Raw genomic sequence first — 17673 nt, 5'->3', positions numbered from 1 at the left:
ACTATTCTTAATGAGAATAATAAAGGTGTGCTACTTAGAGAAGAAAGTATCAGAGATATAGACAATACGATAAATATCTTTCTAAAAAAATATGAAGATCGTTTTTATGAAGGATTAAGATTGTTTAACAAGATAGACATTACTACAATTTCCTCTTCAGAGAATTCAGATTATACTATTGCTTTCTATAATCTATTAACTGGAATTAGGGGGATAATCGATTGTTTTGATGACTTTGATGATATTTTAGTTGAAATGAATAAAAACTTCATGTATCAAAGTGGCGAAATAGCAAAAGAAGAATGGGAAAGTTCAGGGGAAGTTGTCTTGGATGACGAAGAAAATGAATTTGGAGATTGAAGAATAGATATTGATTCCTCTTAAATGAATGGGCAAGTCGAAGAATGAAAAATGGAATTTTATATTTACCAGAAGGATTGAGGAGGTATTAAAAATGAAACAAAAAGTATCGTTATGGCTTGGTAATTTTGCCAGTCAAGAAGAATTTCAAGAATACTTCAAAATTTCAAATAAAGAGGATGGGGATAGCATTTCTTCAGAATTTGAGACAGACTTTCATTTGTCGTACTATGATAGAGATTTAGTTGAAAAAGATTGGGTTGATGTTTCTGAAAATAATATTGATGTTTTGCTTGAAGGTTTCTCATACGATGAAGAGATTATTATGCAGTTTCCTAAAATATCAACAACCTATAATACAATTGTTTTGATTTATGATTTTGATTATTCTAAAGAAGAATTAAAAGTAAGTAACAATGGTTCTGGGACATTAGAGTTTATTGGTATCGCAGAATACGCTTACTAAGCGTAGCATATAAGGAATTCTGGCACATTATCGCCCCATCTAAGCCTGGCTGAAGGAACTCTCGAATGAGATTGATTCCTAGTGGGGCGATGTTGTTGAGGGAATACGGAATCTACCTATTCCACAGGACTTGAAAGATTCTCTCTTACTTGCGGAAGATTTTATTGGTGCAGCTGGAAGTATGGTTTCAGAGACTGCCATCGGAGCTGTAGATTTGACTCAAATCATTGATATTGACAGAAATACTAACTTTAGACAAGCTGATGAGCTCCTTGTTAGAGAATTAGAGAAAACTCGTCGAGAAATTGTTAAGTTTAGAAAAGAAAATAAACTAACGTGGCACGAATTTAATGACATGACGAGTATGCAACTAGTTCCGAGTATAATAAATAGTAAATTTGGGCACTTAGGCGGTGTTTCAGAAGTTAAAAAGTTGTTGGAATTATTGCAGTAGAAAAAGAGGTGTGAAATGAAGATAGTACATCCTGTTTTTGGGGAATTGACATTTAATTATGGTTGGACTAAGAGAATTAAATTAAATATTTTTAAAAAGGAATTTTCTGTTGAAATAAATATTGATGCAGATGAAGATGCGGTGTTCGATGAAAATCAAATCAAAGCTTTTGAATTTTTTTTCAGTGATATTCAGAACCGTGTTACCCAAGCCGAGAATGGTATTGTTGGATATTATAATTCAATAATTGATGAGGTAATTGATAGACTGGATTCAGATTCTAATTTTGGTCAGAAGTTATTAAATGCTAAAAATAATCCGAGTGAAATCTTTAAATTTTTGACAGTAAAACAAATTATGATTCCGATGAATTTTGATGATAATACACGCGAAGCAGGCTTCATTTGTGATTGTGAATGGGATATTGAAAACGGTGTTGGAATAAAATATATTAATGAACAAATATCAGAAATAGGATTTCAAGACATTTTGCTATAAGGGAGAAACATTAAGTATTGGAAAAGTTGCGTCACAGAAGATTTCTTCATCAGGGACTGTGCTGAAAGGTGGTGCTGACCAAATATTATTACCACAGGAATGGTCGCAGGATTGGGTTGTGGATGTAAGGACTGTCCCTAATTAAGGAGTAGATTATGAGTATGAAATCAATAGAGATAGCCAATAAAATTTTAGAAATAATGGATGAACAGTATCCTTCAGAAATACAGGAAAAAGGAGCAATTAACGCTCTTTATACCATTATTAGATCAATAAAGGAAACAGAAACTATCCCATCGAATGTTCATCTTAAGGATCATGCACGTATGTTGATAGATGCAACTGCTAATTATAATTTAGAAATCATCTACCTACTTCAAGATTTAGATAAGGAATTAAAAAAGAATGAACGTCAAAGATAGTTTACAACGTTTTTCATCAAATAGAACAGAAAAAAATAGGGAACAGCTTCTTTCAAATTTGGAGAAAAGTTCACTTTTGGTTCCAGTAAGATGGATTGATGAGCAGACGTTCCGCATTCTCCATATTCAGGATGGAACAGAAAATTTTTATCTGCAGTAAGTAGTAAGGTGTGTATTTAAAATGAAAATAATTTCAGAAGTAGTTGATAATTTAACTAGTATAAAATTATTAGTGAATTCTCGAAAAACTAATATTCCTATAATAGAGCTAGATAAGTTATCCATTGCGGAAAAAAATATCACAAGTTTAAAATGGGAAAATTTTGTTCTTGAACAACGTGGTGATCTAACCGCATATTTATTAAAAAACGAGAGAGAAATTTTCAAAAAATGGAATGAATTGAGTAGGGATGCAAAAGAAAGAATTATTCCTATTGTTACAAAAAAACTGTTTGCTTTAGTCGAAGAAAAAAAAATATTTGAATCAATGATACCCCAAATTAGATTTGATATAATTAATATTTCGATATATTTAACGATAAAGAATGAATGTCTGAATGTAAATTCACCGTTTTTTGATGATTTATATACTTTATATCGATTGGGTTATATTCCCTGTGGCTATGCTAAAGGGAAATATAAAGTATTATAGGGAGAGATAAGGAGAAATAAATGGAAAAGCAATATGTAAGCGAGTCATTAAGAATAGCAAATGATATTATCCAATTGGTTAAAATTGATCTAAAGGACGAAATGAATAGGCAAATTTTAGCTTCCTATATATTTGGTGTTTTAAATGCTAAAGCAATTCAAGAGTCCATTTCTCCAATTGATGTTCAAGTTACAATGATTCGTGTTGGAATAGAAGCATTGGGCTATAGTCCAGAGGCAGCTACTCAAATGACGTACGTGGAGTGTGTTGCTTTGCTTGTATGAGCTGAATAAACAAGGATGTAGCTAGTGAAAGTCCTAAAGTAAGGAGTTTAAACATGAAATTCCATGAATTTGGTGATAAGAATTTTCCTCCCATCTTACTGATACATGGTGGTGGCAGTTCTTGGTGGAATTATCTTCGTCAGGCACGAATCTTGTCAGAAGAATACCGTGTTATTTTACCCACTTTGAATGGCCACGGCGAGGAATATCAACTTGATTATGTTTCTACTGAAGATTCTGCTTTGGAGATTCTAGACTATATCAAAACAAACTGTGGTGGGAAATTGTTTGCAATCGGTGGTGTTTCACTTGGTGGTCAAATTGCCATGGAGCTTTTGTCTTTAGACAGTGAAATTGCTGAGAAGGCCATCATAGACGGAAGCCTCTGTATTCCTCAACCAAGGTTAGCTAAAATCAGCATCTTTCTAGTGTCTCTATTCGGTAAACTGATGTTCAATAAATTCTCTTGCAAACTTCAGTTAAGCATGATGAACAAACTCTATCCTAAACTGGCTTATCCAGAGGAAATAGAAGCTTATTATTTGAAGGATCTGCCAAGGACGCCTGTCAAAACAATGGTGACCATTTACAAAAACTATATGGGGTGTTACAAGCTGAAAGATATGATTTCTGCTAGCAAAGCTCAGGTTTTGTATATCTATGGTGAAAAAGAATTAAACTGTGTGAAAGCATCGGCGAAATTATTTCAGCAGCTACATCCAAATACGATTTTGTATGAAGCAAAGGGCTATAATCACGGCTATTTATCAGCTTACCTGCCTCAAGAGTGGGTTGATTTGGTGGTGCCATTTTTAAAGAGTGATTCATTAGAAATGTATAACGAATCTGATATGCCATAAGGAGGAATACCATGCTAGGAGCAATTATTGGAGATATTGTAGATTCAGTTTACGAATGGAACAATATCAAAACGAAGGATTTTCCTTTATTTTGTGAGGATTGTTTTTTCACGGATGATACGGTAAGTCCGAACCGATGAGTGTGTTAGTGAAACGTTGCTAATCCTCAAAATAAAGAAGCCCAAATTCCATTATTTTGAAATGAAAACCTAAACTGTTTTTAAGGAGGTGTCATATTGATAGAGAGCAGACCTGAGTTTGATAAAATCGAATCCTTTGATGAGTTCAGTAAATACTATTGGTATCGTGATGAACTCTCACAGATATGCAAGTCATTAGGGATTGAATATAGAGGTACAAAACAAGAACTCAATGATATTATTGAGCAGTACTTTAAGGGCAATTTGATTAAAAAATCATCAGTAAAAAGGAAAAAAAAAAAACGAGTAGAAGTCGTTACCTTAGATACGCCCTTGCTTGAATACGGGTTCTCCTTTAATTCACACTTTAGAGAATATTTCTCAACTTTAACAGGTGTTTCGCCCTTTAAATTTACTGCTGATATGGCCACTGCTTGGAGAAAAGTCAAAAGAGAACATGATTTGAATTTTACAATCCAAGATATGCTAAAAGTTTATTATGGAAATTCAGATTATGCCAAGTATGACCATTCGGTTTGTCAATGGAACCAATTTTTAAAGGATTTCTGTGCAGACGAAAATAGTGGCAACTACTCGAATAAACTAAAAGTGGCTTCTATTCTTTGGAAAGAAGTTAGAAATTCAAAAAATGAAAAAATTTATTCAAAGAATCTTTTGACTAAATATGGTGATAAAGTAAAAGAGTATGGCAAGTAGGAATGTCAGTATAAACCAATAGTTCACAGGGAGGAAGTTTATGCTATGCGTGTTTCTGATAAAGAGGAGCTAGATTCTAAGAAAATTGAATTTGATTTTATGGAAAAAGTTGCTTCTCTTGGAGTTCGTAAATTTTTAAAAGATAGACCTCAAGTATCTCCCTCTTTTGCATCTGGTATGATAGATGGATATTTTGATGACGAGGTTCCGGATTTATTTTAGAAACTTCTTGCAATTTACATTCTAAGCAACCTAGTTGGAACCCTTCCATGGGCTGTTCCTTATGGAGAAGAGGAAGTAGCAGTAATGCAAAATCAAGCTAAGAAAATTTTAGAATGGTATCACTATATGAACCGAATAATCCCAAGTTGGTATATGAACAAGAATAATACTGATAATTCCAGAAACAGCAAATAAAAATAAGTTTGCTGTTTTTTCTTTATAAAAATAGGAGTAAGAGAAAATGAAGAATATCTTTCGGATAAATATAAAGATACAGGATGAAACTAGTCTTAAGCACAGCTGATAAAATGTTCTAAAAATGATATAATTATAAGAAAATATGATGGATAATTTAACGCTTAGATAGGCTAATGTTAGAGGAGCATTGAAGTCATTTTTTTTAAATGTGTAAAAGATAGTTTAGTATTTTAAGGAGAAGGGCTATTATGAAAATGGAAGTAGGGAAAACTTATCTTGTAAAAAAAGATATTTTTAGTTTTAAAAAGGGAGAACTTTGGTCATTAGTAGATATAGGGTATCAGATTTATTTTGGTGAACATAATTTTGTTTTTATCAATGCGGAGAAGCGGAAGGAGTTCGCGGTTTTATGTGACAGCTCAGATGAAGATATGCAGATATATCATCAGTTGGAAGAATATTTCGAATCATACCAAAAATGAGAGAAGATTATTATCAAGAAAGGTGATAGAAAAAATAGTTTCCAAAAGGCAAGCTGCTTTATAAATATTCGAAAACATTACAGGTTGGAAACGGAATTTTACAAAGCGCCTTGCCTGAAATTCGTCTAAGCAATGATAGTGAAAAAGTTTGCAGAAGAGTCAAGTGGTTCGTAGGAGGAGTGATGGAGAAAATAAAATTAAGTCTTTTACAAAAATGGAAACTGCCTGAGCAGTATAGCTTTGTGCATAGTTCAGCTCTACTTTCTGACGGTAGAGTGTTGATTCTGACAAGTGAAACAGATGATAGTGATAAATATTGTGTTCTTGTATTGTCTTCTTCAGATATCAAAAAAATAGAGATTTGTAATTGTTCTGAAGATAGAAGAAATTACCCTGTACTTTTCCGTTTTGAAGAAGGTTTTGGAATCATAAAAAAAGGACAACAATGCGAATATTATACTGGTGATTTTTCCTCACCTGAACGATTATCGATAAAGAACGGTCATTCAGTTTTACAAAATATAGTGCCTAAAAAAGCTCAACAGAGATATTTTCAGGTTACATCGGACAGTTCGCTGATTCCGGTTTGCTTTGAAAATAATGTGTATTACGGAGATGCAAGATGTTTTGCTCTTTTGGAATTTGATATTACTAAAAAATATGCCGAATGGAAATCTTTTTCAAATATTGATAAAAAGGCATTCACACATCGTGATGACAGAAGAGATGAGACACCAAAAATAGACAGTCTGAAAATAGCTAACCGAGAAATCTATGCTTTTCTTTCGGGAGAAAGTACAACATCGGTAAATAAATGGGGCATGGATTACTATGCACTTGCCAAAATCTCTGCAGACGGAACAGTAGTTGAAAAGTTTTTAGAATCGGACAATTTGAAACAATCCAGTAAAAAAGGCGGTGTGAACGGAGTGTTCACCGATTCCGACTACGTAGTAATGACACCTCTTTTTAAGACAGATGAGTGGAAGGGAAAGCAAAAACTTTTTTCACTTACTGTAAGAAAATATTTTGATATCGGTCTTCCGAGAGGAATGAGCAAGCATAAGGTGCAAAATATCAGTGGAGATAGTTGCATTACTTCGCTTTATAACAGAGGGTTAAAAGAAGTTGCACTGTGCAAAATAGGATGACAATAGTAAGATTTACGATGTTTTTACTTCGCGATAATCGGTTTTCTTTTAGATTCGTATTTGCTGAGATAAAAACGAATGCAATCATGTGACTGAAAAGATAACATAACAATAAAAATTTGAGGAGGAATGTAGGATGTTGTTGGATGATGAAAGATATGCAGAGGTTATTGCTTATGGTAAGGAAGCTGTAACCAAGATAGGCGAAAATAAGTTCGAGGAGAGATTCGTTCTTGCAGAACAAGGTTGGAACGCTTTTCCAGAGTCGGGAGCAAAATGGAATCAGGGATACAACTATGCGAAAAGCTTTTTCAAGCATGCGATCGGAAATAGAGATATGGTGATAGCAAAATCTTGGTTGGACAGAATGATCGAAAACAATGATGAGCTACACTTGTTTGATTCTGAGGTTGAACACATGAAGGCAAAGTATGAATTTGAACTAGGAAACTTAGACGAAGCATTTGAACTATGGAAGAATCTGCTCAAACAAAAAGGTGTAGGCAACCGATATTTCCAGTCTGACGATCCAAAGTACAAGGAATTCTATCAATCAAGAAAATAATTTTATTTAACAAAAGCAACTAAGAGAAATCAATCTTAGAGAGGATTGTGATATCTGTATAAGGAATTGTTATAAAAAGATGAATAAACATAAAGAAAAATAATTGCGGGAGGAACTATGAACCAAATTGAGAAGTATCGAATATTGAGTGCAGGAAAAGCATTCGGTCACCGTGCCAAAATTGCCTTGGTCTTACTTGACAGCAAGACAGCCTATGAAGAATTAAAAGAAGAAGCCGCACAAAGCATGGTTGCTGGAAGTTATGACTGTGTAGGTGGAGATCCGGCTGTAATACTTGAAAAAATAGCAATAGAATTGATATGTCGTGACACTCGTAATACATGGTATTTACCTGATAATGTAAAATTTTGGGACCGGCGTTTCAGCAGTTTGTTTGAAACCAAGTTTTTTTGCTATGACGATGATATAGAAACATGGAGCAAGATACTTTACAAATATTTTGTAAAACAGCAGTGGATGCCGAAAAGAGAAGATTATACTTCAACAAGGAGCTATAATAATGTTTGGGGATATTTTGCAGAACTTTTAGCAGTTGTAAAACAAAATAATCATCCTGAGTTTGATAAGTATTATGAAATTGCAGTTCAAAATGGAATGAATCCAGTGGTTTTGGAAAGAAAGTTACAAGAACTGTCTGAAATCACACAACAATTTTCTATAATTTAACAGGTAGTCACTCAGTTTAGAAAAAATGTGACAAAAAATGAATCAATTTATGTTGGAAAGGAAAGAATTACAGATTTTATATCCTTTGAAGCCGTTGTATGTGCAGTGTAGTAGCTGCCGACGATATAATCTAGATAGCCAATCGTTTCATATTATGCTACAAGATAAAAAGCAGTATATAATGTCGGCTTTTTTGATGTAAGCGACAATGGGGATATTATAATCTCTGAAAATAAGACCTTAGAATAAAATCCACAAAGCTCTTGTTCTGTTCTATACTTACAAAAAATAGTTTTGAATCAGCCGAAACACCATAAAGGAGGGGCGTGGATGAAAAAACTAATAAAAAAATTTCTATTCTTGTTTGTAGTTATTGGTGTTATTGTAAATGTCATTAGCATAACCGGAAATGATGATATGAATATTATTTTAATTGGTCTAAATCCCCTTTTAAATTTACTTGAAAGTAATAGTATGATACGCGAGTTGATAAAAGGTTTTGGTTTCTATATATGGAATATTCTCTCCATGTTGTCGTTTATAGTATATGAATTCTTGTTGGATGTCATTCTCAATAAGAAAGATAAATAATATTTAGAATTTAAAACCTCCATTCAACTAATAACTTAAAAAGGAATGATGAACTGAAAAAGCTATTTTGACAAATTAAAATTTCAAATCCTACGATGATTAACAAATCCCTGTTACTGATAAATAGTAGAATTATAAGATTCCAACATACTAGCTATAAGTTTATTAGTTAGGTTTTAAATGGTATAATGAGAGTTGTAGATTTAAAACTCTTTTAGTTTGTATAAGGCGCTGAGATATTATAGAAACAGAAGAATGTTAAAAAGATAGCATAAGGTTTCTATAGAAGGGAAAAATAAGAATTATAGAGGAAAGAAAGCAGAAAATATAATAATATTAAAAAAATTATAGATAACCCAATTCACAAATATTTATAGTAATGCATATTTAGTTTAGTGCATAAAAAAATGCGAAAAAGTAAAATTAAATCTAGAAAAGTTTTACTTTATTTCTACTACAACTCATTGTCCCCAAAAGGGGAGACACGAGCCAATGATTCTTGTAGTGATTTCTTGAGTGGTTAAAAACCACTGTGAAAGGAGAATTATGAAAAGAGTATTGGTTATAGGTGCAGGTATTGCGGGACTTTCTGCAGCAATTCGTCTTCAAAATGCCGGTTATCAAGTTGAAATTTATGAGAAAAATGCTATGCCGGGTGGGAAAATGCATCAATTGGAATTTGATGGTCATTCTTTTGATGTGGGACCAACCTTGGTGATGATGCCGTCAATTTATCGGGAAATTTTTGAAATTGCGGGGCGTAATCCAGACGATTATATTCCTATGGTTAAATTGAACCCGATGTATGATGTATATTTCAATTCGTCTCCTTTAAGATCCTATTCCATTTCGAATGATTTGCAAGAATTGCATAAGATTTTTGAAAGTAAAGGTTCTGAAAATTCGATGGGATTATATGATTATCTTAGTTCGATTTATAAGCGCTATCAGATTGCTTTAGAGCATTTTATTACAAAACCTTTCCGACATAAACGTGATTTTTATAATCCCAAGGTTCTTTGGAATGCATTAAAATTGAAAACTTTTGACAGTGCGGACCAAATGATGTCAAAATTTATACCAGACAAAGACTTCCAACAGATGCTCAGCTTCCAAACCTTATATATTGGGGTTTCTCCGAAAAAAGGACCTTCATTATACAATATCATTCCCATGATTGAGTTACTTTACGGAGTTTGGTTTATAAAGGGAGGAATGTTTACGATGGCTAGCCAGATGGCTAAGCTTTTTGAAGAACTTGGTGGCAAAATTTATTATGAGATGCCTGTTGAAGAGATTATTACTAAAAATAATAAGGTGAAAGGTATTTCAGTTTCAGGGCAAGAAATTTTGGCAGATGCCGTGATTTGTAATGCAGATTTCCCTTATGCAATTAAGAACCTTATTAAGAATGATTCTGATAAAGGAAAGTATCATTCCGCTAAGATTGATTCAATGGATTATTCTTGTTCTTGTCTTGTATTCTATTGGGGAGTTGAAGGTGTCTATCCTGACCTTGCTGCCCATACGTTTGTGGTCGCAGATGATTTGGATTCAAATTTGACAAGTATTTTTGATGGAAGTAAGATTGAAGAGCCGTCTGTATATCTTCACATTCCTTCAAACGTTGATGCTACAATGGCTCCTGAGGGTAAATCTTCTTTTTATCTACTGATCCCAGTCTCCGATGTGGAGGCATCGCAGTATGAATGGAATGATGAGACTGTAAATTATTATAGAGAGCATGCTATTTCTACCTTGGAGAAGTTGCCTTCATTGAAAAATTTGAGAGATAAAATTTCTTCCGAGCGCTATTTTACACCTCGTGATTTTATGAATTCTTTCAATGCCTATAGAGGTGCGACTTTTGGATTACAACCTACTTTAACTCAAAGCAATCATCTGAGACCTCAGGCAAAAAGTCTTTCTTGTGAAGGGCTGTATTTTGCCGGCAGTAGCACACATCCGGGAGCTGGTGTACCGATTGTCATGCAGAGTGGAAAAATATGTGCAGAGGAGCTTCGTCGCGATTTGGAAGGAGCTGATTTCTCATGAACTTAGACTTATCATACCAAGCTGCTGAAGAGGTAATGCGAAAAAATGCATCAAGTTTTTATGCAGCTTTTAAGAAGATTGAGCATGCAAAATTTTTAGATATAGCAGCTATCTATGCTTTCTGTAGGTATGCTGATGATTTGGCAGATACAGAATCGCAGAGCGAGGCGAGACGGCTTCAACTTTTAAACCTATTAGAAGAAGACGTGAAGTCCTTGTACATGGGTAGTAATCAAAGTGACAATTATAAAAAATATGGCTGGTGGCTTGCGGTTGAGAATGCAGTTCGACTACGCAAAATCCCCCTTGACGCATTACTTGAACAGATAGATGGTCAGAAAAGTGATTTTAATTTTAAAGAGATTGACGATAAAAGTGATTTAATACTATACTGTAAAAAAGTTGCTGGTACTGTGGGACTAATGTTAGCACCTATGCTTAAAGGTGAGAAAGCTGATGAGCGATATGAGTCAATTTGTGAAGACCTGGGAATTGCGATGCAGATTACAAACATTCTAAGAGATGTCGGTGAGGATTTAAGAAACAGAAACAGAATTTATCTACCAAAATCTTTAATGAAAAAATATGGTGTTACAAAAGAAGAATTGGAAAATCTATCCGTCGTACCAAATTCTTTTAACAAAGGGTATTCATTTTTTAAACCTAGTCTTAAGGTAAGTGATAGAATAGTTCGTCTGTGGGAAGAGATAGCTTTACTCTCAGATTATTACTATGATAAATTTTATAGTCATTTATATATGTTTGACTCAGATGCACTATTTCCGGTTACTGCTGCTGCTGTATTTTATCAGGCAATTTTGGATGAAGTAAGAAAAAATCATTACGATTGTTTCACACAGAGATCTTACACCAGCGCTAAGAGAAAAAGTGAATTGCTCAAAATCGTTCTTAGAAGAGTTGAGGATGTAAAGAATAATATCAAAAAATATTGATAAAAAAGAAAGATGAACTGAAAATTATGTGACTATTTTATTGATAGGAGTGCCTGTTGTGTCTATTTTGTTATGGAGGTGTTCCTATTCAACAGTTATACATATTTATCTAAAATTTTAGGGGATCAATCAATGAAAAAAGTAATGTTAATTATTAACCCTACCTCTGGTGGAGAAAAGGCTTTGGATTATAAGGTCAAGCTGGAGAATAAAGCCAAAGATTATTTTGAGCAGGTGGAAACCAAAATTACTGAAAAAGCCTTAGATGCAACACATTTTGCTGAAGAAGCTTCTCGTGAGCAGTACGATGCAGTGGTTGTGTTTGGTGGAGACGGGACTGTCAATGAAGTCATTTCTGGTATTGCTGAGAGAGACTACATTCCTAAGTTAGGGATTATCCCTGGTGGGACGGGTAACCTCATTACGAAACTATTGGAAATCAATCAAGACATCGATGGCGCGATAGATGAACTCGATTTTAATTTAACCAACAAGATTGATATTGGTAAAGCGAATGATAACTATTTTGGTTATATCTTTAGTATCGGTTCTCTGCCTGAGGCGATTCACAATGTGGAAATCGAGGACAAGACAAAATTCGGTATTCTTGCCTATGCTGTAAATACCATGAAGTCTGTCATGACGGATCAGGTTTTTAACATTAAGATTGAGACGGAAAATGGAAATTATGATGGTGAAGCTAGTCATGTTTTGGTTCTCTTGACAAATTACTTCGCTGATAAGAAAATCTTTGAAGAAGACAAAGATGGCTATGCCAATATTTTGATTCTAAAAGATGCTTCTATATTCTCTAAATTATCCGTCATTCCGGATTTACTAAAAGGAGATGTTGTCGGCAATGATAATATTGAGTATATCAGAGCGCGTAATATTAAGATCTCTTCAGATAGTGAATTGGAGTCAGATGTTGACGGCGATAAATCGGATAACCTACCTGTTGAAATCAAAGTCCTAGCTCAGCGAGTAGAAGTATTTTCAAAACCGAAAGAGTAGAAGGTAGAAACAAGTTTGTCTTTCACTGAGAAATAAAGTTTTATATCAAAGATTGGAGGAGGGATGAATTCTCTATTTGATGAATTTCGAACAATTTGTTCACATTTAAACCAAGTCGGAATCATACCTACGCTCATGGGGTCTTTGGGTTTTGAATACCGTTCAAATGAAGATTGGGAGCCGTCTGACATTGACATTCATGTCTCTGGAGATCCTAGAGGCTGGGATGCGCCTGATCATCTCAGGATTTATGACTGGGACAAGATAATGAAAGTGATGAACCACTTAGGCTATACCTTGGTAGATATTCACGAGCACGAATTCCAAAAAGATGATCTGAGTGTCGAGTTTGGAAGTATTGATTCTTTACTTGATTTTGCAGGAGTTTCGGAATCGGATATAGAGCTGATTCATCTTGAAAACATCACTTTTCGCGTTCCAAGTTTAGAACAGTATTTAAGTATTTACAAGGCTTCTTCCCAAGATTCCTATCGAAATGACCACAATAACAATAAGGATTTTAAAAAGATAGAATGGCTGGAAAGACATTTGTAAATCATCATTTGAAAAGTAGCAGGTTGTAAGACTGGCTGCTTTTTTATTTATATAAACAATCCACTCAAAACTACAGACAAGGCTTGAAAATAAAATTTTAAAGTAGTATACTAGAATCACAATTATGAAAACGTTTGCGCGGCAAGATGAATAAAAGTAAACTAGGAGACAGAACAATGGAATTAACAGCCATTTACCATAGACCAGAGTCAGAGTATGCTTATCTTTATAAAGACAAGACAATGCACATTCGTATCCGGACCAAGAAAGACGATATTAAAAGCATTAGCTTACATTATGGAGATCCTTTTATCTTTATAGAGGACCGTTATGAAGATAGTAAGGAGATGAGTAAAGTAACTTCTGATGCTTTGTTTGATTATTGGCAAGTGGAGATTACAGTTGGCTATGCCCGACTCCAGTATCTCTTTGAACTTAAAGATAAGCAAGGTCAGAGTATTCTGTATGGTGATAAGGGATGTGTTGAAAACACTCTAGAAAATCTTCATTATGAAGGAAATGGATTTAAAATTCCTTATATCCATGAGATTGATGCTTGTCATGTTCCTGACTGGGTAGCAAATACAGTTTGGTATCAGATTTTCCCAGAACGCTTTGCTAATGGGAACCCTGAGATTTCACCTGAAGGTGCGCTAGCTTGGGATTCCTCTATCAAACCAAAGACGAGCGATTTTTTTGGTGGTGATTTACAAGGTATTATTGACCATCTGGATTACTTGCAAGATTTGGGCATTACAGGGCTTTATCTCTGTCCGATTTTTGAATCCCCAAGCAATCACAAGTATAATACGACGGATTATTTCGAAATAGACCATCATTTTGGAGACAAGGGAACTTTCCGTAAACTGGTGGACCAAGCTCATCAGAGAGGCATGAAAATCATGCTGGACGCTGTTTTCAACCATATCGGTGACCAATCGCCACAGTGGCAGGATGTTCTCAAACATGGTGAAGATTCCGTTTACAAAGACTGGTTCCATATTCAAGAGTTCCCAGTGACCAAGGATAAGCTGGGGAATCCAAGAAAGCTCCCTTATCATACCTTTGCCTTTGCCAGCTATATGCCCAAGCTCAATACGGCAAATCCTCAAGTAAGAGACTATTTACTAAGCGTTGCGACCTACTGGATTGAAGAGTTTGATATCGATGCTTGGCGCTTGGATGTGGCTAATGAAGTCGATCACCAATTTTGGAGAGATTTCCGTAAGGCTGTCTTGGCTAAAAAGCCTGACCTTTATATTCTTGGAGAGGTCTGGCATACTTCACAGCCTTGGCTAAATGGTGATGAGTTCCATGCGGTTATGAACTATCCACTATCTGATAGCATTAAGGACTATTTCTTGCGTGGTGCCAAGAAGACCAGTCAATTTATCAATGAAATCAATAGCCAGTCTATGTACTATAGACAGCAGATTTCGGAAGTGATGTTCAATCTCTTGGATTCGCATGATACGGAGCGCATTTTGGCAACGGCCAAAGGAGATATCCAGCTTGTTAAGTCTGCCCTTGCCTGCCTCTTTTTGCAAAGGGGAACACCGTGTTTCTACTATGGGACTGAGTTAGAATTAGATGGAGGACCAGATCCAGATTGTCGTCGTGTCATGCCTTGGGACCGTGTTTCCGACAGTAATGAGATGTTGAATTTCATGAAGAAATTGATTCAGTTTCGCAAGGATGTTTCAAACATTATCCAGCATGGAACCTATAGTCTGCAAGAAATCAAGCCGGATGTTCTAGCTCTAGAATGGAATAATGATGGACAAAAAGTCCAAGCTATTTTTAATCAATCATCTGAAGACTATCTTGTCGATAGCGATGCTGTAGCGCTGGCCAGTCATTGCCAAGAATTGGACCAGCAACTGGTGATATTGCCTAAAGGTTTTGTGATTTTTTACTAGGGAGAAATTAAAAGTGAAAAGAAAATTCTAGTATAGAAAGCATTTTACAAACAGACTATTTGGTGTCTTGCTACAACTGATATATAATTTAACTTAGAGAGAATAGGAGGATTAATCAGATGGAATTAAAAGATTTTACAGAAAAAGAACAGGAAATGATTAAGAAAGGGCTGACTACGTCTAAGATTGGTGACAAGGAAACTGCTGAGAAAATTCTTGCGCTTGTCCCACAAGACTTGATTAAGCGCATCCCTTTTTTTGTCAGAAAACACGCTACAACTCGAACAATAAAGCGTATTTCTATCGAACATCCAGAGCTCTACGCAGTTGCCAAGAGAAGTGGTGAAATTCCTGAAAAGGAACAAGAAGAATTGCGTCAGATTATCACGACTATCTTTGAACAAAAGATGAATAAGCATAGTATTAATTAGAGAATGAAAATATATTTTATTGGCGGTTTGGGAAGTAATGTCTGTCATAGCAAGGATTTTCTTCAAGAGCTAGACTCGATTGCTTGTTTTATAAATCCATATGAAAAGTATTTTAGAGATGAAATAGAGTTGAAATCATGGTTTAAAAAGGAGATAGTTGGGGAAGAATCTATCTGTCTGATAGGCCATTCTCTCGGAGGAGATTTGGCTCGTTATTTCGCATCGGAATTTCAAGAAGTGAAAAAATTGATTCTTTTGGATGGTGGCTATTTAGATTTAGATAAGATTTTACCTTTAGATACAGAGTTAGAGGAAGCTAAAAACTATATCGAATCTCAAGTCGTTTCGGACTTAAATCTTCTTATCTCTAAAGAAAAATCTGAAGCAAAGCATTGGTCAAAAAATATGGAAGAAGCTGTAAGACATTCCTATCATTGGAATGTGCAGTATAATAGATATGAGTTAGCTATAAATTATGAAAATATAGAAACGTTACTACAGCTACGGAGAAAAATGCAAGCGTTTAAGAGAAAAGTGGGAAATACCTTGTTTATTAGTCCTCGATATCCTAATGAAGTAGCATGGAGAGAAGAGGCTCTAAAAGAATTGCCAGACTATTTCGATACTATTTTTCTAGATAACTTTGATCATGAGCTTTATACTCAAGCACCTAAAGAAATTGCTTCTTTGATTAATGAGTGGCTCTCTTATTCTTAGCGAACGATTGATTGAACTATGATAATTAATATAAGATTACAGTCTACTCAGATTCAATAAAAATCGTACACCTGATGATTTGTCTGGTGGAGGAAATATTCCACTGTGTAGTCGGACGGGATAGATAGAAATTGGTTATAGAATTTGTAACCATAATAGATTTTAAACTTTAAGATGGAGGATTAAAAAGATGGGAAAAATTGAATGGGAAAATGCAAAGACGCGTTTAGATGCCTTGCTTGTCATTGATGAGTATCGAACAGATCCAAATAAGACCTGGCTTCGATTGATCGTTAAGACTGAGGAAAGCTATGGGATCCGTTACCTTATCAACAACGGTTCTGGTGATTCTCTAGATGTGATTTTGACTGATAAAATGATCCTTATAAAGGGCTTTGATCATGAAAGTAGTTTGAGTCAATTTGCTGCGGATGAGTGGAATCAAGACATCATAGACGGATTTTATAAAGGACTGGATGAAAAGTATCAAAACCTTTACTCAGAAGAGCAAAAAGATGAAACAACTTTCTTTATCTGGTATGACGGTCAAGAGCATCAAAATAGCCACCAAGATCAGGACGGTGGCGAATGGTTGTTATCCTATTTCTTTGACAGTTTTGAGAAATTTCATGAGTTTGTGACGGATTACTATTCAATTACCGTAGATGAGGACTTACTTAGAAAACTTTACAATCAAGGACAGCTTTCAAAAGTAGAATTGGAGCAGTTGATTTGCACTTCCTAGCTGGAAATATATATAAAATCTGATGAAAAGAACTGATTTTCAATATCAAGTCATACTTGAAGAATGATTAAAGTAATAATGGTTGTAGTTCATTTTTTCTTATACAGATAACGGTTTAAAGCGATTTCTTTTTATAGTTCAACTGAATTTGACGAACAAAAAAACAAAATTCTTTAAAAAAGTTTCACAAAATCCTTTACAAGCTCTTATAAACATGGTATAGTTATAAGGCTTAGAAAATGAGATGATGTTTTCTAGCAAATATAAACCCGAGTAAAAAATGCCTACGGACAGGCAGGGTTGAATGCCGAAGCGTGGTTAAAAAGCCACATTATTGATAGGGTTAAAAGCCTACTTTTATAAGTTGATGTTAGGACGCTTGTCCTAATTCATAAATTTTAGTGTGGTGAAAGCACACGTCATCTTGTGAAACGATCAATAAAGTACGTAATATTTGCTACTAGAGAGTTAGGAAACATCAGGAACAGACATACTCAACAGAAACCAAAATACACACGTCAGAAGATTGCAGAGC

General features: G+C 34.7%; 24 protein-coding genes and 1 pseudogene. All 25 read left to right on the top strand.

Annotated features, from left to right (window positions below; all coding sequences use genetic code 11):
• Positions 1-360 (top strand): hypothetical protein (locus E2R31_RS06185; protein WP_132973463.1); only part of this gene is annotated, 360 nt, incomplete at its 5' end.
• Between the two features lie 94 nt (positions 361-454).
• Positions 455-826 carry an immunity 22 family protein gene (locus E2R31_RS06180; protein ID WP_132973462.1) on the top strand — a complete coding sequence of 124 codons (372 nt, stop codon included), beginning with the start codon at positions 455-457 and terminating at the stop codon, positions 824-826.
• 130 nt (positions 827-956) lie between these two features.
• The gene (locus E2R31_RS06175; RefSeq protein ID WP_207918322.1) at positions 957-1280 is read left to right on the top strand and encodes an HNH endonuclease; all 324 of its coding nucleotides are present in this window, start codon (positions 957-959) and stop codon (positions 1278-1280) included.
• Positions 1281-1295: 15 nt separating this feature from the next.
• The gene (locus E2R31_RS06170) at positions 1296-1778 is read left to right on the top strand and encodes a DUF6985 domain-containing protein (RefSeq protein ID WP_132973460.1); all 483 of its coding nucleotides are present in this window, start codon (positions 1296-1298) and stop codon (positions 1776-1778) included.
• Positions 1779-1933: 155 nt separating this feature from the next.
• Entirely contained in the window at positions 1934-2200 is a 267-nt protein-coding gene (locus tag E2R31_RS06165) for a MerR family transcriptional regulator (protein ID WP_132973458.1), read from the top strand.
• Positions 2184-2360, top strand: coding sequence for a hypothetical protein (locus E2R31_RS09835; RefSeq protein ID WP_165941790.1), 177 nt, complete (start codon positions 2184-2186; stop codon positions 2358-2360). Before E2R31_RS06165 ends, E2R31_RS09835 begins: the two co-directional genes overlap by 17 nt.
• 21 nt (positions 2361-2381) lie before the next feature.
• Positions 2382-2852 carry a hypothetical protein gene (locus E2R31_RS06160; protein WP_132973456.1) on the top strand — a complete coding sequence of 157 codons (471 nt, stop codon included), beginning with the start codon at positions 2382-2384 and terminating at the stop codon, positions 2850-2852.
• Positions 2853-2872: 20 nt separating this feature from the next.
• A complete protein-coding gene (gene imm48 / locus E2R31_RS06155) occupies positions 2873-3136 on the top strand; it encodes an Imm48 family immunity protein (RefSeq protein WP_243701296.1) in 264 nt (87 codons plus the stop codon).
• Positions 3137-3189: 53 nt separating this feature from the next.
• Entirely contained in the window at positions 3190-3996 is an 807-nt protein-coding gene (locus E2R31_RS06150) for an alpha/beta fold hydrolase (RefSeq protein ID WP_132973454.1), read from the top strand.
• Between the two features lie 11 nt (positions 3997-4007).
• Positions 4008-4136: an ADP-ribosylglycohydrolase gene (locus tag E2R31_RS06145; protein WP_084948134.1), complete on the top strand. Its 129-nt coding sequence runs from the start codon at positions 4008-4010 to the stop codon at positions 4134-4136.
• Positions 4137-4232: 96 nt separating this feature from the next.
• Positions 4233-4853, top strand: a complete 621-nt coding sequence (locus tag E2R31_RS06140) for an SAP domain-containing protein (RefSeq protein WP_132973452.1) — start codon at positions 4233-4235, stop codon at positions 4851-4853.
• A 150-nt stretch (positions 4854-5003) separates the two neighbouring features.
• Positions 5004-5270 (top strand): annotated as a pseudogene (locus tag E2R31_RS10155) (phosphotransferase family protein); the annotation flags it as partial.
• A 251-nt stretch (positions 5271-5521) separates the two neighbouring features.
• The gene (locus tag E2R31_RS06130) at positions 5522-5755 is read left to right on the top strand and encodes a phosphohydrolase (protein ID WP_132973450.1); all 234 of its coding nucleotides are present in this window, start codon (positions 5522-5524) and stop codon (positions 5753-5755) included.
• Positions 5756-5937: 182 nt separating this feature from the next.
• Complete coding sequence (locus E2R31_RS06125) at positions 5938-6906, top strand: hypothetical protein (protein ID WP_132973448.1); 969 nt, start codon at positions 5938-5940, stop codon at positions 6904-6906.
• 136 nt (positions 6907-7042) lie between these two features.
• Complete coding sequence (locus E2R31_RS06120) at positions 7043-7471, top strand: hypothetical protein (RefSeq protein WP_132973446.1); 429 nt, start codon at positions 7043-7045, stop codon at positions 7469-7471.
• Between the two features lie 117 nt (positions 7472-7588).
• Positions 7589-8158, top strand: a complete 570-nt coding sequence (locus E2R31_RS06115; RefSeq protein ID WP_132973444.1) for a hypothetical protein — start codon at positions 7589-7591, stop codon at positions 8156-8158.
• Between the two features lie 330 nt (positions 8159-8488).
• Entirely contained in the window at positions 8489-8749 is a 261-nt protein-coding gene (locus E2R31_RS06110) for a hypothetical protein (RefSeq protein WP_132973442.1), read from the top strand.
• A 546-nt stretch (positions 8750-9295) separates the two neighbouring features.
• On the top strand, positions 9296-10804 hold the full coding sequence (locus tag E2R31_RS06105) for a phytoene desaturase family protein (protein WP_207918321.1): 1509 nt from the start codon (positions 9296-9298) through the stop codon (positions 10802-10804).
• The gene (locus E2R31_RS06100; protein WP_132973440.1) at positions 10801-11757 is read left to right on the top strand and encodes a phytoene/squalene synthase family protein; all 957 of its coding nucleotides are present in this window, start codon (positions 10801-10803) and stop codon (positions 11755-11757) included. Before E2R31_RS06105 ends, E2R31_RS06100 begins: the two co-directional genes overlap by 4 nt.
• Positions 11758-11889: 132 nt before the next feature.
• Positions 11890-12771, top strand: coding sequence for a diacylglycerol/lipid kinase family protein (locus E2R31_RS06095; protein ID WP_132973438.1), 882 nt, complete (start codon positions 11890-11892; stop codon positions 12769-12771).
• A gap of 63 nt (positions 12772-12834) precedes the next feature.
• Positions 12835-13326, top strand: a complete 492-nt coding sequence (locus E2R31_RS06090) for a phosphoribosylanthranilate isomerase (RefSeq protein WP_132973436.1) — start codon at positions 12835-12837, stop codon at positions 13324-13326.
• A gap of 176 nt (positions 13327-13502) precedes the next feature.
• A complete protein-coding gene (locus E2R31_RS06085; RefSeq protein WP_132973434.1) occupies positions 13503-15245 on the top strand; it encodes a glycoside hydrolase family 13 protein in 1743 nt (580 codons plus the stop codon).
• Positions 15246-15364: 119 nt separating this feature from the next.
• The gene (locus E2R31_RS06080) at positions 15365-15676 is read left to right on the top strand and encodes a hypothetical protein (RefSeq protein ID WP_000420550.1); all 312 of its coding nucleotides are present in this window, start codon (positions 15365-15367) and stop codon (positions 15674-15676) included.
• A gap of 3 nt (positions 15677-15679) precedes the next feature.
• Complete coding sequence (locus tag E2R31_RS06075; protein WP_000708293.1) at positions 15680-16393, top strand: alpha/beta fold hydrolase; 714 nt, start codon at positions 15680-15682, stop codon at positions 16391-16393.
• A 190-nt stretch (positions 16394-16583) separates the two neighbouring features.
• Positions 16584-17138, top strand: coding sequence for a hypothetical protein (locus E2R31_RS06070; RefSeq protein WP_132973432.1), 555 nt, complete (start codon positions 16584-16586; stop codon positions 17136-17138).
• Positions 17139-17673: the final 535 nt, after the last annotated feature.

The sequence above is a fragment of the Streptococcus downii genome (genome assembly GCF_004353325.1).
Classification (GTDB): domain Bacteria; phylum Bacillota; class Bacilli; order Lactobacillales; family Streptococcaceae; genus Streptococcus; species Streptococcus downii.
This window is presented reverse-complemented; position numbering and strand designations above follow the sequence as displayed.